Here is a 25,320-nt window from a genome sequence, read left to right on the forward strand (position 1 = left end):
GTCTTTGATCCTGATCAGTTCCACAGCAACACTGCGCCGAAGCGATCCCGGGTCAGCATGCGTTTTAGAAAGATCTGCGACCAATACGCCAACCGCCGCAGCTGCTGGTGCAGCACGGCGGTCGTGTTCTGGGAAGCGTTGGTACAGACGATCCCCCAGATCGGTTTTTATGAACGGACGAGCCAGCCCCACGGCGCCCCTCCTAGATAGACCGCCTTCTGATGCCAAAGTCAGCCGGTGGCACGTACACCATAGCCCTGCGCCCCAGCGCTGCCGCTTCCAAAGGACACGATGTTCTGCGTCCCGGACCCCGTTTTGAAAATGGAAATCTGGCGGGTCAGCTCATTGGCGTCATTGGAGAGTGTCTGACTGGCCGCGGTGGCCTCCTCGACCATGGCTGCATTGTGTTGGGTCACCTGATCCAACTGGCTGACACCGGTGTTGATCTCCACAAGGGTCACGGATTGTTCCGCTGCGCCCGTTGCAATCTGGCTGACATGGCCAGAGATGGTGCTGACGCTGCCGATGATTTTCTGCAGTTCTTCACCCGCGCGGCTCACCAGTTTCACACCGTTGCCGACATATTGCGAGCTCTCGTTGATCAACTGCTTAATCTCACCTGCCGCGTCGGAGGATCGCTGCGCCAGCGCGCGCACTTCGGAGGCAACAACCGCAAAGCCGCGACCGGCCTCGCCCGCCCGCGCCGCCTCAACACCGGCATTCAACGCAAGCAGATTGGTCTGAAAGGCGATATCATCAATCACCGAAATAATCTGTGAGATCTTGCCAGAGGATTCCTCGATCTGCGACATGGCCGTCACCGCGTTGCTCACAACTTCACCGCTTTCCTCAGCGGTTGCGCGCGCGTTGCTGACGATGTCCTCAACCTCACGGGCGCCATCGGCGGCAGAACGCACTGTGGAGGTCAGCTCCTCAATTGCAGCGGCGGTTTCTTCCAGTGTGGCGGCCTGGGTTTCGGTACGATGCGACAGCTCACTAGAGGACTGACTGATTTCAGATGCCGTACTGCCGACCGCATCGGCGACCGCCTTCACCGTTTCAACAGCGCCATTCAACGTATCCTGCGCGTTGTTGAACGCCTCGCAGAGTACCCGCATATCCGGCAGGTCAGAGGGCTGCACCCGGTAGCTCAGATCCCCCTCACTCAGGGCTTCGAGCCCTTTTGAGATATCCTCAACACTGTTCTGCCGCGCTGTGATGTCGGTGGCCAGTTTGATCACCCGCACCGTTTTGCCCTCACTGTCGAGGACAGGTGCATAGGTGGCTTGGATCCAGATCGTCTCCCCCGCTTTTGATACGCGCGGATATTGATCGGTGAAAAATTTCCCCGCCGCCAGATCCGCCCAGAACGATTTATAGGCGTCGCTGCGGGCATAATCGGGATCCACGAACATTGAGTGATGCTTACCCTGGATCTCCTCAAGCTGGTATCCGACCGCGCCCAGGAAATTCGCATTGGCTTCCAGAATCGTTCCGTCGGGTTCGAATTGGATCATGGCCTGAGTTCGATCAATCATATCCATGATCGACCGTTCCATTGTCGATTCAGCTTGCTGTTTCTTTGCATCACGTTTGAAAAACATCGTTACCCTCGGCCATACATTGAAAGTTGATCTAAAAATCAATATCGGAGGTTCCTTGCCCAAATATTAACTTTGAAAAATGCGCCGGGTCAGGGAACAGGATCCAGCTTTTCATCTCGTCAAAATATTAATTCATGATTTCTCACAGCAACTTAACCTATCCACAGAGTGTTCGGAATAGATCGCAAAGATACGCATTTACGCTACCTCTCGATTAACTTACTCAACCTAAGATGGCATCTCTTCAGCTGACGACCACACAAAAGCCCGCTCAATTTGATACTAATTAGAGAGACTGTCGTGGAAATCCCCAAAACAAATCCCCTTACGCGTGAGCAATCGTCCGGAAAACCTCTCAAAGTGGAAAAGTTCGGGCATCGTTAATATTGGTTGAACAGTTTTGCGCCAGGAATGACTGTATATTTACAGTAGACGATAATCACCGGTGTAACCTTCATGAGATTTCGGCCCAAAGCGTGGATCCAGGCGCTGAACAATCGGACCTATCTGCCGACGCTGGTCGCCTTAGTGGTGATCATCGCCGCAGGCATATCAGCCGAATCCCAGAACGACACCATCTATGAACAAAAGCTGCGGGCCGATGTCCAATATGAAGCGGGGCTCATTCGCGCCCGGATCGAGGGCAACCTGGCGGCCGATATCCAACTGGTTCGCGGGCTGCAGGCAGTCCTGTCAACAGAACCCGATATGACACAGCGCCGATTTTCGCAATTGGCGGCCCATCTACTGGAGGCCGAAGATAGTCTGCGCAATATCGCTGCAGCGCCCGACCTCGTCATCAAACTGATGCATCCGATGGAAGGCAACGAAGCTGCGATTGGGTTGGATTATCGCAAGAACGACGCCCAACGCGCCGCTGCCCTATTGGCTCGCGACAGCGGCGAACTCGTGCTGGCAGGGCCTGTCGACCTGCTGCAGGGCGGTCGCGGCATGATCGCACGTTTCCCGATCTTCATCGGGCCACAGGGAAGCAAATCCTTCTGGGGCATCCTCTCCTCCGTGATCGACATTGACGCTGTCTACTCAAAGGGAGGGTTGACGGATCCTGATCTGATGATCGACGTCGCTCTGATCGGTAAGGATGGCAAAGGCGCCAGTGGCGCGCAGTTCTACGGAAACCCAGATATCCTAGAGGACAGCCCCGTTCTGATGGACATTGTTCTGCCCGTGGGCACCTGGCAGCTTGCCGCACGCCCGAAGGAGGGCTGGCCCACCCGCGCCGATAACAAATGGCAACTGCGGTTCACAATCCTTCTGGCTGGCGCCTTCATTCTCTTTCCAACCGCACTGGCGGGTCGGTTGTCTGCGGCCCGGCGGTCGGTAATCCAGACCCTCAAACGGCGCGAGCGTGAGCTTGAGGCATTGTCACGCCGTCTGGAAATGGCAGTTGAAACCTCGAAGATCGGCATCTGGGAGATTGAGGACAACTCCGATAGTGCTATCTGGGATCACCGAATGCGGGAGCTTTATGGCGATCCCGTCGGTTCAAGCGACGTGCCGCTCACTGTCTGGAGGTCCTTTCTGCACCCCAATGATCGTGATCGCGTCATCAACGGTTTTCAGGAGGCGCTGCGCCACGTTCGCAACCACTCCATCGATTTTCGGGTCCGGCTGGAAAACGGCACCCATAAGAACATCCGCGCAATGGGCTGTTCCTTTCGCGATTCACGGGGACGCAACCGGATGATTGGCGTCGAATGGGATGTGACCCGCGACGTCGACCTCAACAATGAACTGAAACGGACCAACCAGCAGCTGACCCACCGCAACGCTCAGCTGACCTACGCAAAACAGGCCGCCGAAAAGGCGGATCAGGCAAAGACCGAATTTCTTGCCAATATGAGCCATGAGATCCGTACGCCGATGAACGGCATCATCGGGATGTCCGATATCCTCGCCGAAAGCCCGCTCTCGGCGGAACAGGAGCAATGCGTTGACACCATACGGGACTCCTCTGTCGCTCTGTTGAAAATCATCAATGACATTCTGGATCTGTCCCGGTTGGAGGCCGGCAAGATGGAGATCAGCGCCGTTGATTTCAATCTCCGCAAATGCGTTGATGGTGCTGTCGATGTACTGCGCCCGAAGCTACGCGAAAAGGGTCTTACCTTCACACAGACCTTCGCCCGTGAGCTACCCGAACAGGTTCATGGCGACGACGGGCGGCTGCGTCAGATCCTCGTCAACCTGCTCAGCAATGCGGTGAAATTCACTCAGTATGGTAGCGTGTCCCTGCACGTCAGTCGCGATGTGAAGGATCCGTATCATCTGTTCATTGATGTCGTGGACACCGGCATCGGCATCTCAGAAGATCAGGCCAGACATGTGTTTGAGCGGTTCTCGCAGGCGGATGCTGCCACCACGCGCCACTATGGCGGCACCGGTCTGGGGCTGACCATCTCCAATATTCTGGCACAGCGTATGGGCGGCGGCATCAGCCTGAACTCAAACGAGGGTCAGGGCTCCTGCTTCCGGCTCGAGATTCGGCTGTCTGCCGCCCGCGCCGCGCCCAGTGCCCCAACACAGATCAGCCCGGAGGCCGCGCAGCAAAAGCCCGGCCCCGGCGTTTTGCTACTGGCAGATGACAACCGGACCAACCGCCTGCTGATCCGGAAATTTCTTGCCGACACCCCACTCAATGTGATCGAGGCCGAGAACGGGCGCGAGGCGGTAGATATGTGTCGCGACCATCAGCCTGCCATCATCCTGATGGACATGTCCATGCCTGAGGTCGACGGCCTCACCGCGACCCGCCAGATCCGGGCCAGCGACATGGCTCAGCCCGCGATCATCGCCCTGACGGCCAACGCCTTCGAAAGCGACCGGCGCGCCTGTCTCGACGCCGGGATGGATCGCTTTTTGCAAAAACCCATCCGGAAACCGCTGCTGCTGGAAACCATCGCCTCGGTTCAGGCCGAACGTGCAGCGCCGCCGGATCAGACAAAAGACGGCACCAATTCCTGATCCCCTATAGGGGCCACTCCGCAGATTATGCTCGGCGGCAAGCTCAGCCTCTTGGCGACTGTCCCGGATTTTCCTAGCAATAGGTATAGAGGTCGCGGTAACCCGCAGCAGGATCCGCCATCAGCGAGGCAAACCGGCGGCGGTGTCAGTCGATGGTTTGACGCGCGCTGCCACGCTATGACCTCAGAACAAAACTCGCCGCCTCCCCGGCCAGCGCGACGGTCCCTACCATTTTGTCATGGTTCGAGGTTTCGACCTCAGCACGAGTGACCCAGTCATCAGCCTCTTACTATGTTGAGAAAACTTTGACTGTCGGACACCAATGCGGGCAATCTCGGCCCAATATCTCGATTTTGGCCTACGAACAGACGCCATGAATTGCGCACCATGCGAAAAATATGCGTAAACGGCTATACATTCCTACACATCAACGGGAGCTACCCATGCCGTCAAACCCGTAACAACTTTGTTTTCTATGCATAAATAGTCAAACACATAAAATTCGGTTTGAAGGTTGGTGCGGACGGCGGGACTCGAACCCGCACGGCCATACGGCCAGGAGATTTTAAGTCTCCGGTGTCTACCATTCCACCACGTCCGCACAGCAGGCAAAACCCGCTGCCATCACAGACCTACCTAGGACACCGCAGCGGTACAATGGGCTATCTGATCTGTTTGGTGAATTTTTCCGGGCGCCGCCGCGCTAAGGCCTACAGCTCAACCTCTGGCATGGCGGCGTCCGCATCTTCCGGTGCCAGCGGTCCACCCGGCGCCACCAGATACCGCTCCGGCAACCAGGGATTCAGCGACAGGGCCTGATCCAATGCTTCGCGCGCTTCATCCAGACGCGACAAACCATATAGTGACAACGCCCGGCCGCTCAAGGCTGCGACATGGCGTGGCGACAGGTCCAGTGCACGGTCCAGATCCCTCAGGGCTGCCGCAAAATCCCGCCGCAGATAGTGGACAAAGGCGCGTTGATTGTAGCCCTCGGCATAATCCGGGCAATAGGCGACCAGCCGATCAAAAGCCTCCAAAGCCCCAAAAAAATCAAAAGCCGAGCGCCGGGTCATCCCACGATCCAGCAAGGCCTGCGCCTCAGCGTTCGGGGCATCCGCCCAATATTGCCAGAACTGATTGGAGATCTGCTGCGCTGACGCTTCATCCGGGGCGGCCTGCACACGGCCGATCAGCTGGTCTACCGCGCCCTGATGATCCGGCGCCGTCGGGCAGCTTGCACTGTCAGCGTGTGACGGCGCCTGCCCTGCCCCCTCTGCCTGAGCGAGGGGCGCAGCCGCAGCGAAACAAAGACCAAGAAACGGGGCAATCCAGAACTGTCGCATCGTCCAATCTTGGCGCAAAACTCCCACCGGACAAGTCACGATTTCGCGCGCATCCGCCCGACATACCAATCACGGCAGCACCGCGCTGTCCTCAATCACCGCCTGCATCGCCACATAGGTAGAGGTCGACGCCACATGCGGCAGCGCCGATATCTTCTCGCCCAGCACCGCGCGATAGGCCGACATGGATCGCGTCCGAACTTTCAGCAGATAGTCAAAATGCGAGGCCATCAGATGGGCCTGTTCGATCTCGGGCACCCGCGCAAGGGCCGCGTTGAATTTCGCCAGTGCTGCCTCGCGTGTATCGGTCAGTTTCACCTCGACAAACGCCACATGATCCAGCCCCAACCGAATGGGATCGATCAAAGCGCGATAGCCGGTGATGATGCCCTCTGCCTCAAGCCGCCGCAGCCGCGCCTGAGTCGGTGTCTTCGAAAGCCCAATGCGCCGCGCCAGATCCGCGATCGACATGCGCCCGTCCTCGCCCAATGCGGCCAGAATCGCCTGATCGAACCGATCCATTCCCGGAAAGTCCATTTGCATCGAAAACTCACCTCTTTTTAGCCTATTGCACTTCATATCCCACATTTTTGGCCGTTTGTCCCAATCGTTTCGCGATATCATGCGTGAAACGACCAACCTGGGCATCGCCCATGGTTCTTTCGGAGAGTTTCCAACATGACCGCGCCCCAATCCCAGACCACGCCCGCCATGCCTTCTGCGCCGACCCCGGAGTACAGCGATGCCCTGCGCTATCGCATTGATGCAGGCACCTATGTTGATCAGGCCCAGATGCGGGACCAGCTGTTTGCGCTTGCCAATCTGGACGCGACAGACCGCAGCACCATCAGCGCCAATGCAGCCGCTTTGGTGCGCGACATCCGCGGCCATTCCTCCCCCGGCCTGATGGAAGTCTTTCTGGCCGAATACGGTCTCTCCACCGATGAAGGCGTTGCCCTGATGTGCCTTGCGGAAGCGTTGCTGCGGGTACCTGACGCGGACACCATCGATGCGCTGATCGAGGATAAGATCGCGCCGTCGGAATGGGGCAAGCATCTGGGCAAATCCACCTCCTCTCTGGTCAATGCCTCGACCTGGGCCTTGATGCTGACCGGCAAAGTGCTTGACGAAAAACGCAGCCCCGTCTCTGCCCTGCGCGGCGCCATGAAACGTCTGGGTGAGCCGGTGATCCGCACAGCTGTCAGCCGCGCGATGAAGGAAATGGGCCGCCAGTTCGTACTGGGAGAGACCATTGAAGGCGCCATGAAACGCGCCGCCGGAATGGAGGCCAAGGGCTATACCTATTCCTACGACATGCTGGGAGAGGCCGCCCGCACAGAAGCGGACGCCGCCCGCTACCATCTGGCCTATTCACGGGCGATTTCGGCCATTGCGGCAGCTTGCAACAGCGTGGATATCCGTCAGAATCCAGGGATTTCGGTAAAACTCTCGGCCCTACATCCGCGCTATGAACTGGCGCAGGAAACCAGCGTCATGGAGCAATTGGTCCCCCGCCTGCAAGCGCTGGCCCTTCTGGCCAAGGCAGCCGGTATGGGCCTCAATGTCGATGCCGAGGAAGCAGACCGCCTGTCGCTGTCGCTTGAGGTCATTGACGAAGTGATCTCCGATCCCGCTCTCGCAGGCTGGGACGGGTTTGGCGTCGTGGTGCAGGCCTATGGCCCGCGCACCAGCGCGGCGCTGGATGCGCTGTATGACATGGCCAACCGCTATGACCGCCGCCTGATGGTGCGTCTGGTGAAAGGCGCCTATTGGGACACCGAGGTGAAGCGCGCGCAGGTTGAAGGCGTTGACGGCTTCCCGGTCTACACCCACAAATCCCTGACCGATGTGTCCTATATCGCCAACGCCCGCAAACTCCTGTCGATGACCGACCGGATCTATCCGCAGTTCGCCACCCACAACGCCCACACGGTCTCGGCCATCCTGCATATGGCCAAGGATACGGACAAGGGAGCCTATGAATTTCAGCGCCTGCATGGCATGGGCGAGACCCTGCACAATATGGTGCTCGAGCAGAACCAGACCCACTGCCGGATCTATGCGCCGGTTGGCGCCCACCGCGATCTGCTGGCCTATTTGGTGCGCCGCCTGTTGGAAAATGGCGCCAACAGCTCTTTTGTGAACCAGATCGTGGATGAGAATGTCCCGCCTGAGGTGGTCGCGGCCGATCCTTTCGCTCAGGTCGAGGATCTGACCGCAAACCTGCGCAAGGGTCCCGACCTGTTCCAGCCCGAGCGGCCCAATTCGATGGGGTTTGATCTGGGCCACGCGCCCACGCTGGCGGCCATCGACGCCGCCCGCGCGCCTTGGAAGAGCCACAGCTGGGCTGCAGAGCCGCTGTTGGCCAAGGCGCCCGCGACCGCAACCACCACAGATGAGCCGGTGCGCAACCCTGCCGACCTGACCACAGTGGGCCGCGTGCAGACCGCTGGTCAGGCCGAGATTGAGACCGCGCTCAGCGCCGCGACTCCTTGGAACGCCAGTGCTGAAACCCGCGCCGAGGTGCTGAACCGCGCCGCCGACCTCTATGAGGTCAATTATGGCGAGCTGTTCGCGCTGCTGACCCGCGAGGCGGGCAAAACCCTACCCGATTGCGTGGCCGAACTGCGCGAAGCGGTGGATTTCCTGCGCTACTACGCCGCCCGTATCCCGGCGGAGGTGCCGGTTGGTGTCTTCACCTGTATTTCACCCTGGAACTTCCCGCTGGCGATTTTCTCTGGCCAGATTGCTGCGGCTCTGGCTGTTGGAAATGCGGTTCTGGCCAAACCCGCCGAACAGACACCGTTGATTGCTCACCGTGCCATCTCGCTGTTGCATGAGGCAGGCGTGCCGCGCAGCGCGCTGCAACTGCTGCCGGGGGCCGGCGCTGTTGGCGGCGCCCTCACCTCTGACGCACGTGTCGGCGGCGTGGCCTTTACCGGCTCCACGGCCACCGCGCTCAAGATCCGCGCCGCTATGGCAGAGCATCTTCGCCCAGGCGCGCCGCTGATTGCGGAGACCGGTGGGCTGAACGCGATGATCGTGGACAGCACCGCCCTGCCCGAACAGGCTGTGCAGTCCATAATCGAAAGCGCCTTTCAGTCGGCAGGTCAGCGCTGTTCCGCCCTGCGGTGCCTGTATCTTCAGGAAGACATCGCCGACAATGTACTGAAAATGCTCAAAGGCGCGATGGATGCGCTACACCTTGGCGATCCCTGGAACCTGTCCACCGACAGCGGCCCCGTGATCGACGAGACCGCCCGCGCTGGTATTCTGGCCCATATCGACGCCGCCCGTGCAGAGGGTCGCGTACTGAAGGAAATGACCGCCCCGCAAGGCGGCACCTTCGTGGCGCCAACCCTGATCGAAATCACCGGTATTCAGGCGCTGGAACAGGAGATCTTTGGCCCGGTTCTGCACGTGGTGCGCTTCAAATCGCAGGATCTGGACCAGATCATCAGAGATATCAACGCCACCGGGTATGGGCTGACCTTTGGCCTGCACACCCGGATTGATGACCGTGTGCAATACATCTGCGACCGGATCCACGCGGGCAACCTTTATGTGAACCGCAACCAGATCGGCGCGATTGTCGGCAGCCAGCCCTTCGGCGGCGAAGGCCTCTCCGGTACTGGCCCGAAGGCCGGCGGCCCCTTCTACATGATGCGCTTTTGCGCGCCCGACCGGCAGCAAAGCGAGGACAGCTGGCCTTCGGATGCCCCTGCTATGACCATGCTTCCCGCACCAACCGGCCAGCCTATGCAGGAGATCACCACCAGCCTGCCCGGCCCTACCGGTGAATCCAACCGCCTGTCGCAGCTCGCGCGTCCGCCGCTCCTGTGCCTTGGGCCGGGACCGCAGGCTGTTGTGGCACAGGCCCGTGCGGTTCACGCCCTTGGCGGCACCGCGATTGAGGCAACAGGCCCGCTGGACATGCGTCAACTGCTGACCATGGAAGGCACATCCGGCGTGATCTGGTGGGGAGGCGAGACCACCGCACGCGAGATTGAAAGCTGGCTGGCGCGCCGCAATGGCCCGATCCTGCCGCTGATCCCTGGCTTGCCCGACAAGGCCCGCGTCCAGGCCGAGCGGCATGTCTGCGTGGACACCACTGCCGCGGGCGGCAACGCAGCGCTGCTTGGTGGCATGGGCTAATCCGCACGCCGGTCTGGATGACGCCCGCACAGGAGACGCGCGGGTAACCTCTTGACGCTGGGCCACATTCGGCCCAGCGTTCCACCATGTTTCCAATTCGTGACCACAACCCGTCCGGGCGCACGCCCTATGTCACCTATGCGCTGATCTGCGCGAATGTCGCGATCTTTGCGCTGACTTACTTTGGCTACGATAGCCCGCGCCGCCTGACCGCGCTTTACAATGCCTACGCCTTGCTCCCGGCGGAGGTGACATCAGGCTACGACTTGAAGACGCTGCTGACGTCCACTTTCCTGCATGGCAGCTGGATGCACCTCGGCGGCAATATGCTGTTTCTGTGGATCTTTGGCGACAACATGGAGGATGAGATGGGCCATGTCCCGTTTATTGCCTTCTACCTAGTCTCCGGCATCGGCGCCGGGCTGATCCATGTGGCCAGCGCCCCCTATTCACTGGTGCCACTGGTCGGCGCCTCCGGCGCCATTGCCGGGGTCATGGGCGGGTATCTGCTGCTTTTTCCACGTGCCCGCGTTGATATCCTGTTGATCCTCATTATCTATTTCCGCGTCTTCTCGATCCCGGCCTTTGTCATGCTCGGTGTCTGGCTGGGGATGCAATTCCTGGGCGGCATCGGCTCAGACCCACAGGCAGGCGGTGTCGCCTATTGGGCCCACGCAGGCGGCTTTGGTGTCGGACTGGTGCTGACGGTCCCGCTCTGGCTGCGACGGGGCGGTCCTGCCTACTGGGGCAAGACCCACGGACAGCCGCCCCACCCCGAGGTCAGCTACTCCACCAGTCGTATCCCCCGCGTGGCCCGTAAATCCGCCAGCGATGATCGCAGAAACAGCCCCTGGGACCGATAACAATGGACCACCTCACACCCTGCAGGGAAGACCAGCCTCAATGACCCCAGACACTCCCGCACCCGCCGCCACTGACGGCCTAACAACATGCCATGCCAGCTGCCACTGCGGCGCGGTTGAAATCACAGCCGAGTTGCCCCGCGGCCTCGCCTCTGCCAGCCGCTGCAATTGTTCCTTCTGCATCCGCAGGGGCGCTGCGGCTGTCACCGCGCGGACCGCCAGTCTGACCATCCTCAAAGGGGCGGAAAACCTCAGCCTTTACACTTGGGGCAGCCATACGGCGAAACACTATTTCTGTAAGACCTGCGGCATCTACGTCTATCATCAGCGCCGTTCCGATCCGGCAGAATGCGGCATCAATCTGGGCTGCATCGACGGGGGAAACCCCCGCCAACATGCCGAAACCTATGGTGAGATCCCCTGGCACGACGGCGTGAACCACCCGTCTGACCAATAGGCAAAAGCGACGTCGCCAGCCCCTAAGACAGCCTCCGCAAACAAAAAACGCGACCCAAGGGCCGCGTTTCAAAACCTGCTATTGGACCGGATCAGTCCCGGATCACCTTGGCAAAGCCGTCAAAAATCGCCTCATTGGCGCAGAGCACCTCTCCGGAGGTCAGGATATCATCCTCCGGATTCACCGCCTCGATCAGCCCGCCGGCCTCCTGCACGATGATGATGCCAGCCGCCAGATCCCAAGCGTTCAGCCGACGTTCCCAATACCCCTCGTAGCGGCCCGCCGCCACATAGGCCAGATCCAGCGCCGCAGCCCCCCAACGGCGCACACCTGCGCATGCGGGCATCAGACGCGCCAGATCCTGCAGAGTCGCAGGCAGATCAGACCGCCCGGCAAAGGGCAGACCCGTGGCAAAAATCGATTCAATCATGCGGTGACGACCAGAGACACGGATCCGCGTGTCGTTCATCCAGGCCCCAGCGCCCTTCTCGGCAAAGAACATCTCGTCCTTGGCGGCATCATAGACAACACCAGCCACAACCTTGCCCTTATGCTCCAGAGCGATGGAAATCGCCCAATGCGGCAGGCCGTGCAAAAAGTTGGTGGTGCCATCCAGCGGGTCGACGATCCAGCGACGGGTCGGATCTACGCCTTCGTCCTCGCCCCCCTCTTCGGCCAGCCAGCCATAGGTCGGGCGCGCCCCCATCAGCTCTTCTTTCAGGATCTTTTCCGCAGCGATATCGGCCTTGGAGACAAAATCGCCTGCCCCCTTTCTCGACACCTGAAGGTTTTCAACTTCGCGAAAATCCTTGACCAGCGACCGCCCCGCCTTGCGGGCAGCTTTGATCATGATGTTGAGGTTTGCGCTGCCAATCATGCGAAAGACTCCTGAGCAAAAAGGGGGAGATGTCGGTCAAACCGTGCCTATACGCGCCTGATTGCCGCTTGCCAAGGCCCAATAGGGGCCTGAACGCACCAGCACGACACATGAGAGCTATGCCTCTGGCGCATGGGTGCGCCCTGCTCTGCCCCCTGCGCCACCGCCAGTGTTCGCGCGCTACTGCTGTTGCAGCCTGCGCGCCTCCACCTTGGCCAGTCGGATCAGCTCCTGCATATAGGGTTTTTCACGATCTTCACTGCGGATCGCCGCATAAAGCCTGCGGGTAATCCCCTTGGAGGTCAGGGGCCGTGTCACATAGTCAGAGGAATATTTCACCTCCCGGACTACCCAGTCGGGCAGCACCGAAATACCCCGGTTCGATGCCACCAGCAGCAGGATCACCGCCGTCAGCTCCACCTGCCGGATATGCGCAGGCTCAACCCCTGCCGGGGTCAGCAGCTGACTGAAAATATCCAACCGCGCCTTGTCCACCGGATAGGTGATCAGGGTCTGACCACGAAAATCCTCGGCCTCAATATGCGGTTTCTCCGCCAATGGATGCAGCGCCGACGCAACAAAGACGGGTTTGTAGTCAAACAGCTCAATAAACTCGATTCCCGGCAGCACCTCCGGGTCGGAGGAAATCACCAGATCGACCTCTTCCTTCTGCAGCGCAGGCAGCGCATCAAAGGCAAGGCCCGGTCGAATATCCACATCCACATCCGCCCAGTTCTTACGCAGCCCCTCCAGCACCGGGAACAGCCATTCAAAACAGGCGTGACACTCAATCGCGATATACATCCGCCCGGTATTGCCATCCCGCAGCGCAGAGAATTCCGCCTGCATCGCTTCCACCTGCGGCAGCACCTGATCCGCCAGCCGCAACAGTCGCAGACCCGCCGCCGACAGCTTCATCGGTTTTGAGCGCCGCAGGAACAGCTCCACCCCCGCCTGATCCTCCAGCCCCTTAATCTGATGGCTGAGCGCGCTCTGGGTGATATTCAGCTGATCCGCCGCCCGCGCCAACCCGCCTTCCTGATGGATTGCCTTGATCGTGCGCAAATGTCGGAATTCGATGTGCATCTATCGTGTCGCTCATGTTGTTCTTGAGTATTATGAAATTGTTTCACAATAGCCCGTATGCAACAAGAGATGAAATCATGCGGAGCGCTTTTTAAAATGACGACCCCTGACATCTCTTTTGAATTCTTCCCGCCGCAGTCGCTGGAGGCCTCATTTCGGCTTTGGGACACGGTGCAGACGCTGGCCCCTCTGGCCCCCCGCTTTGTTTCGGTCACCTATGGCGCCGGTGGCACCACGCGTGACCTCACACGGGAGGCGGTGGCGACATTGCACAACTCCTCCGGCCTGAATGTCGCGGCTCATCTGACCTGTGTAAATGCCACCAAATCCGAGACACTGGCAATCGCCGACCAGTTCGCCGAGGCAGGCGTGCGCGAAATCGTGGCCCTGCGCGGCGACCCGCCCAAAGGCGCCGCCGGGTTCGAACCCCACCCCGAGGGCTACGCCAATTCGGTTGAACTGATCGCCGCACTCGCCGAACGCGATCAATTCTCTATCCGTGTCGGCGCCTACCCTGATCGCCACCCCGAAGCCACCAGCGCCCGTGCGGATGTAGACTGGCTGAAGCGCAAACTGGACGCCGGCGCAGATGAAGCGCTGACCCAGTTTTTCTTTGAGGCCGATACTTTCCTGCGCTTCCGCGATGATTGTGCCAAGGCCGGGATCGACACCAGCCGCATCACCCCCGGTATCCTGCCGATTGAAAACTGGAAGGGCGCGCGCAACTTTGCAAAACGTTGCGGCACCACCATCCCGGCCTGGATCGACGATGCCTTTGACAAGGCGATCCGCGACGGGCGCGAAGATCTGCTTGCCACCGCCCTGTGCACTGAACTTTGCTCCGACCTGATGGACAACGGCGTCGACAAGCTGCACTTTTACACATTGAACCGGCCAGAGCTGACCCGCGATGTCTGCTTTGCGCTTGGCATCACGCCCGATGTCTCGCTGGAGAACGTGGCGTAGCGCTTGCTCTGCGGCCTCTGCGCTCCTAGCCTCTAATCCTGACGCCCCTGCTGTTTTTGGTGGGGGCGTTTGTCGTCGCGACCAATTCACGAATACTGTGTTGGTCCTGTCGTACTATGTCGCAATATCAGGATGGCCGCATGTCTTCACCCATTTCGCACGCCCCCACCTCGTCCGTACGTCCCCGCCGCGCCGCCGGTCCACAGGATCTTTTGCGACCCGAGGAAATCACTCAGATCTCTGGGCTGGAATTCATGCAGAGCATTCTGGACGGTCGCCTGCCCGGCCCGCCCATAGGCGAGACCCTCGGCTATCACCTGTACAGCGTGGAGCCGGGCACAGTCACCTTTCGCGGCACACCTGAATTTGCTGTCACCAACCCAATGGGTACAGTCCACGGCGGCTGGTACGGCACCCTGCTGGACAGCGCCATGGCCTGCGCCGTGATGACCCGCGTGCCCAAGGGGTCTGTGTATACCACGCTGGAATTCAAAGTGAATATTCTGCGCTCGATCCCGCTGGGCACCGAAATCGAATGTATCGGGCTGACCGATCACGTCGGGCGCTCCACCGGTGTCGCCCATGGTGAACTGCGTGGTGTTGTCGATGGCCGTCTCTACGCCACCGGCTCCACCACCTGCATCGTCATGCAGATCACCACGCCCTGAACATACCCGCGCAGACATCGCCCCCGAGGCACAGCACCTCAGAGTGGTTTTACCAACCGATGCAAACGGTGATGACATTGACCAAACTGCATCTTGCCGCTCACCCCGGTCGGCTTGAAGCCTTCCCGCTCCCAGAAGGCGCGACCGCGCGCGTTAGCCTCTACGACGGCAAGGAAGGTCTGCGCAGCCCCCCTCTCCCGCGCCAGCCCCTCCACATGAGCTAGAAACCGTCGACCATAGCCCGCCCCCTGCGCCCAAGGCCCCAGCACCATGAGGCCAAGATAAGCATCCTGCGGTTCGGGAAAGCCAAAGGACAGCTCCGCCAGCCCTGACAACCGTCCCTCAAGAAACAGTCCCAGTCGGTAAGATTGCGCAGGATCGCAGCCCGGCGGCCCGTCAGTGAAGGATCTCTCAGCCTTATCCCGCCCGGGCAACACCCCTTCGACCAGCAACCAATAGTCCGGCGCATCGCGATAACAGGTGGCGACCAGATCAATCTCGGCTACAGAATCCATCGGACGGATAAACAGGTGCGGGATTGCGGCCGGTTCCAAACAATATGAAGTTGGGCTTCTCATGCCTAACCTCCCGCTCAATCAATCAGTAGGTGTAGAGAAAAACTGCTGTTTAAGCTACAATCAACCTTTAAACCGTAGCCTACAATGAGATCACTCATCGTGGAACGATGTAAATATCGCATTAGAATTATTAAGAGGGACTCCAGCTCCCTTTCGTATTCTGGGCATCGTCGCCGTGACCCTCATAGCGACCCTACCACTTTTGAAATCCGCCCATCCTCGGTATCCCTCGCAGGATTGGTTAGCGTCCAACTATTCGTGGCATTTCTGCTCCCCATACTCATCAACGAAGACAGCGCATGGCTGGAAGATGAAAACTTGGGGTGCGTTTTGGTATCCGGTCTCAACCCCCAAAGGGACGATTTCCTGGCAGTCCGCGATGGCCCTGGCACTGACTTTACAAAAAGTCACACAGAGATACATGCACCAAAAGCTATGGATCCATGGGAAAACCTTTGGCTGGCTCAAAGTGAGGTTCATTGAGAAAGGACATCAAGTAAAGGGCTGGGTATTCAGCCGCTATACGACATCCACACCTTGCGCGTGAGCCGGAGAACCGACCAGCACTCTTCCGCCAATAACAACCTCACCGGCGGCACGACGACCCGTATCCTCCGACACTCTACATCCTGCGGCCTCTCTCCTACCGGCCATGCTGCAATCTTCTTGCGGCAGGCCATGACGATAGTGCATTGCAAACCGGCTAGGCTCACTAACGGAGCGATCTAAAGCCCGTCCGACCCTGGCTTCATCAAGGTAATTGGGATCGCTCAGGGTGGTTCTACCCATGCGGAAGCGCGCGGCCGTCTCCGGCTAACCGCCCTAACACCACACTGCATCCAAGGCTCAGACCAAGCTGCCTAGCGCGCCACTTTGGACAGTTCCGACTGCCACTGCGCCAGGCGTTTGTCGGTAATATTGGCCCCCACACTGCTGTGCAATCGCTCGCTGCTGTCCAGCCCGACCCGGCGGTTGCCGCGCATCAGGAAGATCTTGCCCCAGCCCCGCCAGGTTCCGACCGAAGGCGCGGTCGGATCAACCGAAAACCGCATTCGCCAGTCGCGCGGCAGCGGCAGCCCGCAGTTTTCGGCCCGTTCCAGCATCCAGACCAGCGAGACATTGGACAAAGGCCGCGCCGCCTCAAATCCGCCCAACTGCCCGCCCACATCGCCATGGCTGCCCCGGAACCAGACCTGCTCCACCTTGCCATCGTGGCCGTCGGGGCATTCCCATAAAACCGGCGCAAAGACCTGACGGGTCTCATCCAGCGCCAGCGCGTGAAAACCGTTTTTTACATGTTTGCCCAGCTGGTGGTTATGAAATCCGTGCCGCCGCTCCGCCCAGCGCCACAACAGCGGCAACCGCAGGCCCAGCGCCTTTACGGTATCCCAGACGCCGACCATCTCAATCTCTACATCCCGGTGGCAATAGCGCTCAGTGAAGGCTGAGGCGACACAGCCCCCGGTTTGCGCCGCCGCCTGTGCAGTAACGCCCGCGTCTTCCGTCTCACCGGTGTCCGGTCTATCCGGCGTCTGCCGCGCCTGCGTCTTGCCCGGCCCGCTGGCGGAGGCGCTGCCGCATTGGTAATGCCGATACGCGGTGCGGATATTACGTACGGTGGCATGTTCGGCCTTCAGCAGCCCCACCTCATCGATGACCCCTGCGAGCGAGCGCACCGCATAGGCGCCCCGCGAATAGCCCATGAGATAAATCCGGTCCCCCGGACGGTAGCGCGAGGCGAGATACCCATAGGCGCGGCGGATCTGACGGTTGATGCCACGCCCGATCATCACATCCGTGGTCTTGCGCCAGCTCTGCCATTGCACGCCCGCCTCATAGAAGACAGAGACCTGCGGCCCCACCTCCTGACACAGCCGGTAGACCATGCCAGCATGGGTTTCATGCCCCGGTTCCAGTGTGGACATGGTGCCATCAAGAATGATCAGATGGGCCTGCGGCCCGCGCAGCTTGGTCTCTGCAGAATGCTCGGAGCGCAGCGGGCGCCCCAGCCATCCCAGGATCCTCTTACTCAGCTGCGTCAGCGACATTCCTCAATGCTTCCCATAGTCTAAGTGGTGTATAAGGCATCTCAACCTGCCGCACGCCACGATCCCAGACCGCGTCCTGCACGGCATTTGCCACCGCTGCCAGCGCGCCCACGGTCCCGGCCTCGCCGCAGCCCTTCATGCCCATCGGGTTCTGGGTCGACGGCACCGGCGCAAAGCCTACGTCAATCATCGGCACATCCGCCGCACGCGGCAAGGCGTAGTCCATAAACGATGCTGTGAGCAGTTGCCCATCGGCATCATAGACCACCCGCTCCAGCAGGGCCTGCCCCAGCCCCTGCACCACACCGCCATGCACCTGACCTTCGGCCAGCAGCGGGTTGATCAGATTGCCGAAATCATCGACCACGGTATAGCGGTCCACATGGCTGACGCCGGTTTCAGGGTCGATCACGATCTCGGCAACATGGGCACCGTTTGGAAACGACCGCCCCGGCAGCTTGGCCCGTGCCGTGTGACGCAGCAGCTCGTGACGCCCTTGTGCACGGGCCATCTCAGCAACCTCTACAAGCGTTGGCCGCTGATTGCTGCCCGGCGTGCTGAACTGCTCGCCATCAAAGGTGACAGAGGCAGGCTCCACGCCCAGTTGCTCTGCCAAAAAGGGAGTGAAAGCCTCGATCATCACATCAACTGCCGCCAGCGTGGCATTGGCCTGAGTGGTGACAGATCGCGATCCGCCGGTGCCGCCGCCTTGGGCAATCCGGTCACTGTCGCCCTGCACCACAGTGATATCGGCGGCAGGGATGCCCGTCTGGTCCGCAAGGAACTGTGCATAGACCGTTTCATGGCCCTGACCGTTGCTCTGCGTTCCAACATAGATGCTCACCCGACCCTCCTCTTCAAAGGCGACTTCCGCGCTTTCTGAAGGATCACCCAAAATACTTTCGATATAGTAACACAGGCCAACGCCCCGTAAATTTCCCCGCAACGCATCAGCGGCCTTGCGCTGCGCGAAGCCAGCCAGATCCGCGGCCTCTTCGGTGCGCGCCAGCAGGTGGTGGAAATCGCCCACATCATAGGTCTCGTCCGTTGCGGTCTTGTACGGGAACTGATCCGCGCGGATAAAATTGCGTCGCCGCAGCTCCCAGGGGTCAACCCCCAGCTCGCGCGCGGCATGATCCATCACCCGCTCCAGCACATAAATCGCCTCGGGGCGCCCCGCACCGCGATAGGCATCAACCTGCGCGGTGTTGGTGTAGATCCCCTCCACCCGCAGCCAAGTGGTGTCGATATCATAGACCCCCGCCAGCACCCGGCTGAACAGCTGCGTCTGCACCGGCTGGCCGAAATGCGAGTTATAAGCGCCAAGGTTGCAGTGGCTGTGGACCCGGTAGCCAGTGATGCGCAGGTCCGCATCCAAGGCCAGTTCCGCCAGCGAGGTCAGGTCCCGCCCGGCATTGTCGCTCAGCATCGCCTCGCTGCGATCCGACATCCAGAACACGGGCCGACCTAGCAGGCGCGCGGCATGGGCCACGGCAAAATACTCAGGATACGGCATCGCCTTCATGCCAAAGCCGCCGCCGACATCCGGCGTGGTGACATGCACGGCCTCGGATGCCAGCCCCAGCTTGTCGCTGAGCTGTTTTTTCATCGCCCAGACGCCCTGCCCGCCGTAGGTGAACTGCAAACGGCCCTCGGCCCAAGTGGCAAAACAGCCGCGCGGCTCCATCGTGTTGACGATGATCCGATTGTCCTCAACCTGCAGCGCCACGCGATGTGCCGCCGAGGCAAAGGCAGCCTCAGTCGCCGCCTCATCGCCCATGCCCCAGTCAAAGGCCCGGTTGTCTGGCGCCTCCGCGTGCAGCTGCTCACCACCCGCTGCCAGATCCACCTTGGCCGGCAGATCGTCGATATCCAGTTCGATCATCTCACCCGCATCACGGGCCTGTTCCAGCGTCTCGGCGATCACCACCGCAATCGGCTCACCGACAAACCGCACACGGTCGCGGGCCAGCATTGGGCGTTCCGGCGCAGATCCCTTGCTGCCATCGCGGTTGTCCACCACGGCGCCATCCATGCCCACATTGATGCCTGCGGCCTCCAGATCGGCCAGCGTCAGGATGGCCTGCACACCCTCAGCCTCTCGGGCCATGTCCAGATCCAGATGGGTGATGGTGCCATGGGCGACCGCGCTGCGCAGCACCCAGGCCCGCAGCGCGCCGACGGGAGCGGCATCTTCAAGGTAGCGCCCCTGTCCGGTCAGGAACCGTATATCTTCAACCCGCCGCACTGGTTGGCTCTTGCCGAATTTGTCCATCATTACCCTGCCCTCACTGATATGCTGGACCCGTTTTGCCCATGGCAAACGCAGAGACGCGGCGCGCAGGTATATGCCCTGCGCGCCGCGCCAATTGATCCCGTCAGAAGCGACAGTAGCCTTAAGGGCGCGCTTGTCCAGACAGCTCGATCACCGTCGCCACGTCAGACAGCCCGTAACCGTTGAACTGCGTACTCATGGCTGAGGAATAGGCGCCAAGACCGGGGAACAGCACGTAGTCACCAATCTGCGTATCGCGCGGCAACGGCAGCCCATCCGGCAGCCGGTCCAGACTGTCACAGGTGGGGCCAAAGACCACACGCGGCTGGGCATCTGCCCCCCGGCGGGTGCCATCAGCGGCAACCACTTCGACCCGCCCCGGCAGGCCCATATCGCGAATATCCACCAGGCCGCCATAGATCCCGTCATTGAGGAACACCACCTCTCCGGCCTTGCGCATCCCCTTGATGCGCGCCGCCAGGGTAAAGCTTTCAGATACCATGGCCCGCCCCGGCTCGCAGATCAGCACCGGTTGCTCCGCACCAAAGGCCGCCTCTGCCGCAGCCGAAATCGCGGCAAAGACCTTTTCCAGATCAGGCGCCACACCATCGCGGTTCGCGGCAAAGCCGCCGCCGACATTCAACCGTGCAATCTTCACCCCTGCGGCGTCGATGATGCGCTTGGCAGCATGGACATATTCAACCCAGGCGCTCTCATCCTCACATTGGGTTCCGGGGTGGAAACACAGCGCAGGCGTCCAGCCCTCTGCCGCCACCCGCTTCAGCAGCTCTATCGCCATGTCCGGCTCGGCCCCGAACTTGCTGCCAAAGTCATAGGCCGCGCCCGCCACCGGCAGGGCAAAGCGTACCGCGATCTCGCAGCTCTTGGGCACATCCGCGAGCTTGTCCAGCTCGCTTGGTTCATCCACCGACCAGCTGGCCACACCATGGGCGATGCCCGCCGCTATCTCCACATCCGAACGTACCGGGTTGTTGTAATGCATCACCGCATCCGGGCTGGCCGCGCGCACCGCGTCCATTTCCGCAGGCGAGGCCACGTCAAAAGCCGTGATCCCAGCTGCCACCAGATTGGACAACACCGCCGGATGCGGGTTGGCCTTCACAGCATAGGTCACCAGCCCCGGAAACCCGTGCTGAAACCGGTTCGCCACCTCATGCAGCACCCGCGGCGAGAAATACAGGATCGGGTGATCCGGTGTACTGCGCGCCAGATGGGTTTCAGGGGAAAGCCAGAGAGGTGGGATCTGCTGCATGGATATCGACCTTATTTGGTGTTTTTACCAGTTTCCGCCAAAACGTCGTCGATTCCGCTCGTCACTTTGCCTATAGTGACGAAAAATAACGTCATAACGTAGGCCAGACATGCAGACCGACGAAACCGACCAAAACCTCCTGACGCTCCTGCGGGAAAACGCCCGCCGCCCGGTTGCAGATCTGGCGCGGCGTCTGGGCCTTGCGCGCACCACCGTTCAGGCGCGGATCGAACGGTTGGAAAGTTCCGGCGTGATCAGCGGCTATACGCTGCGCACCTCGGCGCAGGCGCGCCCGCCCCTGCAGGCAACGGTGCTGATCTCGATTGAACCGCGCTCTGGCCCGGAGGTTCTGGCCCGACTGCGCGGTTTGCCGGGCGTCGAAGTGGTGCATACCACCTCGGGACGCTTTGACCTCTTGGCGCAGGTGGTGGCGCAGACCACGACCGAACTGGACGAGACCATTGATCGCATCGGCGAGGCGCGCGGCGTGCGTTCCTCCGAGAGCCTGATCCATCTGGCCACCAAACTGGACCGCACCGGCCAGTAGATAGCCCCGCGCCAGTAGATTGCACACGAAGGGCTGACCAGCTGACACGCCTGCTGCAATATTCATGTCGCAAAAACTCGTGCGCCCGGCCACCCCTGCGGTATCCGCATCAAGGGTGCCCGGGCGGCTTAAAACCATAGGCATCGGCGAACAGGACCCGAGGGAGGTCCAGTGGACAAAGGCGGCTTGGAACTCCACCCCGGTTGATCGGGCGCGACATCACTCACTGTCATCTGCATCCCGATATCCCCACCACTCACCGTGCAGGATTAACCTTAAAACGTCGTTATCGCCGGGATCGTTCCATATTATTTTTGATATTCTCAGGATCCATACCGTCCCCCCGTTGGCAGGCCCGCCTATCGAGACTTTCCCTTTGCCGCACCATTCGGTATGGGATGACCCGATCAGATAGATACGCAGGCAGGACATTCCGATGGCGATGGACAAGACATTTAACGCAGCCGAAGCTGAAGCCCGGCTTTCCGAGGCCTGGGATGAAGCAGGCTGTTTCCGCGCGGGCGCAAATGCCAAGCGCAGCGAAACCTACAGCGTTATGATCCCGCCTCCGAATGTCACCGGCGTCCTGCACATGGGCCATGCCTTCAACAACACGCTGCAGGACATCCTGATCCGCTGGAAACGCATGCAGGGGTTTGACACGCTTTGGCAGCCCGGCACCGACCACGCCGGTATCGCCACCCAGATGGTGGTGGAGCGTGAGCTGGCTAAGGAAGGCAAAAAGCGCACCGACTTCTCCCGCCCCGAGTTTCTGGAGAAAATCTGGGAGTGGAAAGAACACTCCGGCGGCACCATCATCAACCAGCTGAAGCGTCTCGGTGCCTCCTGTGATTACGACCGCACCGCCTTCACCATGGCGGGCGCGCAGGGCGACACCCGCACCGGACACGAAAATTCCCCGAATTTCCATGACGCCGTCATCAAGGTCTTTGTGGAGATGTACAACAAGGGCCTGATCTACCGCGGCAAGCGGCTGGTGAACTGGGACCCGCATTTTGAAACCGCGATCTCCGACCTTGAGGTGGAGAATATCGAGGTCGCAGGCCACATGTGGCACTTCAAATACCCGCTCGCCGGTGGGGCCACCTACACCTATGTGGAGAAAGACGAAGACGGCAACGTCACGCTGGAGGAAGAGCGCGATTATATCTCCATCGCCACCACCCGCCCGGAAACCATGCTGGGCGACGGCGCGGTGGCGGTGCATCCTTCGGACGAACGCTACGCCCCCATCGTGGGCATGCTCTGCGAAATCCCCGTAGGTCCCAAGGCGCAGCGCCGCCTGATCCCGATCATCACGGATGAATACCCGGACAAGGATTTCGGCTCAGGTGCCGTAAAAATCACCGGCGCCCATGATTTCAACGACTATCAGGTCGCCAAGCGCGGCGGCATTCCGATGTATAACCTGATGGACACCAAGGCGAATATGCGCAGCGACGGCGCGCCCTATGTAGAAGAGGCCGCCAAAGCACAAGCCATCGCCAATGGTGAGGCTGAATTCACCGAAGCCAGCATCGCCGCGATGAACCTGGTGCCGGAAGAATACCGTGGCCTGGACCGTTTCGAGGCGCGCAAACGCGTGATCGCCGATATCACCGCCGAAGGTCTGGCCGTGATGCAGACCGTGACCAAGACTGTAAAGGATGAGGACGGCAACGAGAGCGAAGTCTCCGAAACCGTGCCCTACGTCGAGAACAAGCCAATCATGCAGCCCTTTGGCGACCGCTCCAAAGTGGTGATTGAGCCGATGCTGACCGATCAGTGGTTCGTGGACGCGGCGAAGATCGTCGGCCCGGCGCTGGATGCGGTGAAAGACGGCACCGTCAAGATCCTGCCGGAAAGCGGCGAGAAGACCTATTACCACTGGCTGGAGAACATCGAACCCTGGTGCATCTCGCGCCAGCTGTGGTGGGGTCATCAGATCCCGGTTTGGTATGGCCCGAAACACCTTTGCAATACTTTCGTAAAAGATCGGGAAGCAGCAAAGGCATCAATGGAGCACCATCACAAGGAAGGGCTCGCAGTGTTCTGCGGCACCTCCGAGGCAGATGTTCTAAAGCAAGCGCAAGCTCATTACGGCCATTGGAACCAAGATGTTGTCTTTGCAGCGGACAAAGATGAAGCGATGAGACTTGCCAAAGAAGGTAAAGCGCCACTCTTCCGCGATCCCGACGTGCTGGACACCTGGTTCTCCTCCGGTCTCTGGCCGATTGGCACTCTCGGCTGGCCGGAGCAGACCGAGGAACTGGAAAAATACTTCCCGACCTCGACCCTGGTCACCGGTCAGGACATTCTGTTCTTCTGGGTTGCGCGGATGATGATGATGCAGCTGGCGGTTCTGGATCAGGATCTGCCGGTCGAACAGCGCATCCCGTTTGACACCGTCTACCTCCACGGCCTCGTCCGCGACGCCAAGGGCAAGAAGATGTCGAAATCCACCGGCAACGTCGTCGACCCGCTGGAGATCATCGACGAATACGGCGCCGACGCGCTGCGCTTTACCAATGCGGCGATGGCCAGCCTTGGTGGCGTGCTGAAGCTCGATATGCAGCGCATTGCGGGCTACCGCAACTTTGGCACCAAACTGTGGAATGCGGTGAACTTCGCCCATTTCAACACCGTCTATGATCCTGCCACCCCCGCCTATGACATCCCCGATGCCAAGGCCGCCGTGAACCAATGGATCATCGGTGAGACCGCCAAGGTCCGGGTGGAAGTGGACGCCGCCCTCGAGGCCTACCGCTTCAACGACGCGGCCCTCGGCCTCTACGCCTTTGTCTGGGGCAAGGTCTGCGACTGGTACATCGAACTCAGCAAACCGCTGTTCGGCTCCGAGGATGAGGCGGTGATCGCTGAAACCCGGCAGACGCTCGGCTGGGTGCTGGATCAGTGCATGATCCTCCTGCATCCGATCATGCCCTTCATCACCGAGGAGCTGTGGGGCAACACTGCCAAGCGTGCGAACATGCTGGTGCATGAAAACTGGCCGACCTATGGCACCGAACTGGTGAACGCCGATGCGGACGCCGAAATGAACTGGGTGATCACCGCGATCGAGAACATCCGCTCCACCCGCGCGCAGATGCATGTGCCCGCCGGGGCCAAGATCCCGATGGTGGTGACAGAATTCTCCGATCAGGCCCGCGCCGCCTGGGAGAAGAATGAGGCGATGATCCAGAAACTGGCCCGCATCACCACGCTGGAGCAGGTCGACACCTTCCCCAAAGGCTGCGCAAGCGTCGCTGCCCCCGGTGCCTCCTTCGGTCTGCCGCTGGCGGATGTCATCGACGTGGACGCCGAAAAGGCGCGTCTGGAGAAGACCCTGGGCAAGCTGGCCAAGGAGTTGGGCGGCCTGCGCGGACGTCTCAACAACCCCAAATTCGCCGCCTCCGCCCCGGAGGAGGTCGTCGCCGAAGCCCGCGAAAACCTGCGCCTGCGCGAGGAAGAAGAAGCCAAGATCAAGGAAGCGCTGGCGCGCCTGGCCGAGATCGGCTGATCATCCACAATAACGGGGCAAGCCACTGGTATCATGACCGGCTTGCCCCGAAACCGCGCGTTTGACGGCGCCGCA

At 60.4% G+C, this 25,320-nt stretch carries 17 protein-coding genes and 1 tRNA gene; 8 read left to right on the plus strand and 10 right to left on the minus strand.

The features are described 5' to 3' along the window. Window positions 1-230 precede the first annotated feature (230 nt). Window positions 231-1,604: a methyl-accepting chemotaxis protein gene (locus INHI_RS0109940; RefSeq protein ID WP_014879698.1), complete on the minus strand. Its 1,374-nt coding sequence runs from the start codon at window positions 1,602-1,604 to the stop codon at window positions 231-233. A 456-nt stretch (window positions 1,605-2,060) separates the two neighbouring features. Here INHI_RS0109940 and INHI_RS0109945 point away from each other — a divergent pair, with 456 nt between their 5' ends. After that, window positions 2,061-4,589 carry an ATP-binding protein gene (locus INHI_RS0109945; RefSeq protein ID WP_027247550.1) on the plus strand — a complete coding sequence of 843 codons (2,529 nt, stop codon included), beginning with the start codon at window positions 2,061-2,063 and terminating at the stop codon, window positions 4,587-4,589. Window positions 4,590-5,104: 515 nt separating this feature from the next. Here the strand turns inward: INHI_RS0109945 and INHI_RS0109950 are convergent. The 3 genes from INHI_RS0109950 to INHI_RS0109960 form a co-directional block, all read right to left on the minus strand. Further along, window positions 5,105-5,190, minus strand: a tRNA-Leu gene (locus INHI_RS0109950). 109 nt (window positions 5,191-5,299) lie between these two features. Beyond that, on the minus strand, window positions 5,300-5,932 hold the full coding sequence (locus INHI_RS0109955) for a tetratricopeptide repeat protein (protein ID WP_027247551.1): 633 nt from the start codon (window positions 5,930-5,932) through the stop codon (window positions 5,300-5,302). 69 nt (window positions 5,933-6,001) lie between these two features. Then, window positions 6,002-6,475, minus strand: coding sequence for an Lrp/AsnC family transcriptional regulator (locus tag INHI_RS0109960; protein ID WP_014879695.1), 474 nt, complete (start codon window positions 6,473-6,475; stop codon window positions 6,002-6,004). Window positions 6,476-6,643: 168 nt separating this feature from the next. Here INHI_RS0109960 and putA point away from each other — a divergent pair, with 168 nt between their 5' ends. The 3 genes from putA to INHI_RS0109980 all read left to right on the plus strand — a co-directional run bounded on the left by putA (window position 6,644) and on the right by INHI_RS0109980 (window position 11,407). Next, a complete protein-coding gene (gene putA, locus INHI_RS0109970) occupies window positions 6,644-10,087 on the plus strand; it encodes a bifunctional proline dehydrogenase/L-glutamate gamma-semialdehyde dehydrogenase PutA (RefSeq protein ID WP_051338997.1) in 3,444 nt (1,147 codons plus the stop codon). An 86-nt stretch (window positions 10,088-10,173) separates the two neighbouring features. Next, entirely contained in the window at window positions 10,174-10,950 is a 777-nt protein-coding gene (locus tag INHI_RS0109975) for a rhomboid family intramembrane serine protease (RefSeq protein WP_027247554.1), read from the plus strand. Window positions 10,951-10,990: 40 nt separating this feature from the next. After that, window positions 10,991-11,407 carry a GFA family protein gene (locus INHI_RS0109980; RefSeq protein ID WP_014879692.1) on the plus strand — a complete coding sequence of 139 codons (417 nt, stop codon included), beginning with the start codon at window positions 10,991-10,993 and terminating at the stop codon, window positions 11,405-11,407. Window positions 11,408-11,498: 91 nt separating this feature from the next. Here the strand turns inward: INHI_RS0109980 and INHI_RS0109985 are convergent, their stop codons facing one another. Both INHI_RS0109985 and INHI_RS0109990 read right to left on the minus strand, forming a co-directional pair. Then, window positions 11,499-12,284, minus strand: coding sequence for an inositol monophosphatase family protein (locus tag INHI_RS0109985; RefSeq protein WP_014879691.1), 786 nt, complete (start codon window positions 12,282-12,284; stop codon window positions 11,499-11,501). Between the two features lie 180 nt (window positions 12,285-12,464). Then, the gene (locus INHI_RS0109990; protein WP_014874283.1) at window positions 12,465-13,370 is read right to left on the minus strand and encodes a LysR family transcriptional regulator; all 906 of its coding nucleotides are present in this window, start codon (window positions 13,368-13,370) and stop codon (window positions 12,465-12,467) included. A 96-nt stretch (window positions 13,371-13,466) separates the two neighbouring features. On the opposite strand from INHI_RS0109990, the gene metF reads away from it, so the two are divergent. Both metF and INHI_RS0110000 read left to right on the plus strand, forming a co-directional pair. Beyond that, the gene (gene metF / locus INHI_RS0109995; RefSeq protein ID WP_027247556.1) at window positions 13,467-14,336 is read left to right on the plus strand and encodes a methylenetetrahydrofolate reductase [NAD(P)H]; all 870 of its coding nucleotides are present in this window, start codon (window positions 13,467-13,469) and stop codon (window positions 14,334-14,336) included. Window positions 14,337-14,476: 140 nt separating this feature from the next. Then, a complete protein-coding gene (locus INHI_RS0110000; RefSeq protein WP_014879689.1) occupies window positions 14,477-15,004 on the plus strand; it encodes a PaaI family thioesterase in 528 nt (175 codons plus the stop codon). A gap of 38 nt (window positions 15,005-15,042) precedes the next feature. On the opposite strand, the gene INHI_RS0110005 is transcribed toward INHI_RS0110000, so the two are convergent. The 4 genes from INHI_RS0110005 to INHI_RS0110025 form a co-directional block, all read right to left on the minus strand. Beyond that, window positions 15,043-15,582 carry a GNAT family N-acetyltransferase gene (locus INHI_RS0110005; RefSeq protein WP_036767006.1) on the minus strand — a complete coding sequence of 180 codons (540 nt, stop codon included), beginning with the start codon at window positions 15,580-15,582 and terminating at the stop codon, window positions 15,043-15,045. 860 nt (window positions 15,583-16,442) lie between these two features. Next, the gene (locus INHI_RS0110015; protein WP_027247559.1) at window positions 16,443-17,630 is read right to left on the minus strand and encodes a T6SS phospholipase effector Tle1-like catalytic domain-containing protein; all 1,188 of its coding nucleotides are present in this window, start codon (window positions 17,628-17,630) and stop codon (window positions 16,443-16,445) included. Next, entirely contained in the window at window positions 17,608-19,905 is a 2,298-nt protein-coding gene (locus tag INHI_RS0110020; RefSeq protein ID WP_027247560.1) for a xanthine dehydrogenase family protein molybdopterin-binding subunit, read from the minus strand. The genes INHI_RS0110015 and INHI_RS0110020 overlap by 23 nt, the downstream gene beginning before the upstream one ends. A 121-nt stretch (window positions 19,906-20,026) precedes the next feature. Next, complete coding sequence (locus tag INHI_RS0110025) at window positions 20,027-21,178, minus strand: type III PLP-dependent enzyme (protein ID WP_027247561.1); 1,152 nt, start codon at window positions 21,176-21,178, stop codon at window positions 20,027-20,029. A gap of 109 nt (window positions 21,179-21,287) precedes the next feature. Between INHI_RS0110025 and INHI_RS0110030 the strand changes: the two genes are divergently transcribed. Together INHI_RS0110030 and INHI_RS0110035 are read left to right on the plus strand one after the other, a co-directional pair. Next, window positions 21,288-21,725, plus strand: a complete 438-nt coding sequence (locus tag INHI_RS0110030) for an Lrp/AsnC family transcriptional regulator (RefSeq protein WP_014874276.1) — start codon at window positions 21,288-21,290, stop codon at window positions 21,723-21,725. Window positions 21,726-22,161: 436 nt separating this feature from the next. Further along, entirely contained in the window at window positions 22,162-25,245 is a 3,084-nt protein-coding gene (locus INHI_RS0110035; protein ID WP_027247562.1) for a valine--tRNA ligase, read from the plus strand. Window positions 25,246-25,320: the final 75 nt, after the last annotated feature.

Source organism: Phaeobacter inhibens DSM 16374, assembly GCF_000473105.1.
In the GTDB taxonomy this organism is placed as follows: Bacteria; Pseudomonadota; Alphaproteobacteria; order Rhodobacterales; family Rhodobacteraceae; genus Phaeobacter; species Phaeobacter inhibens.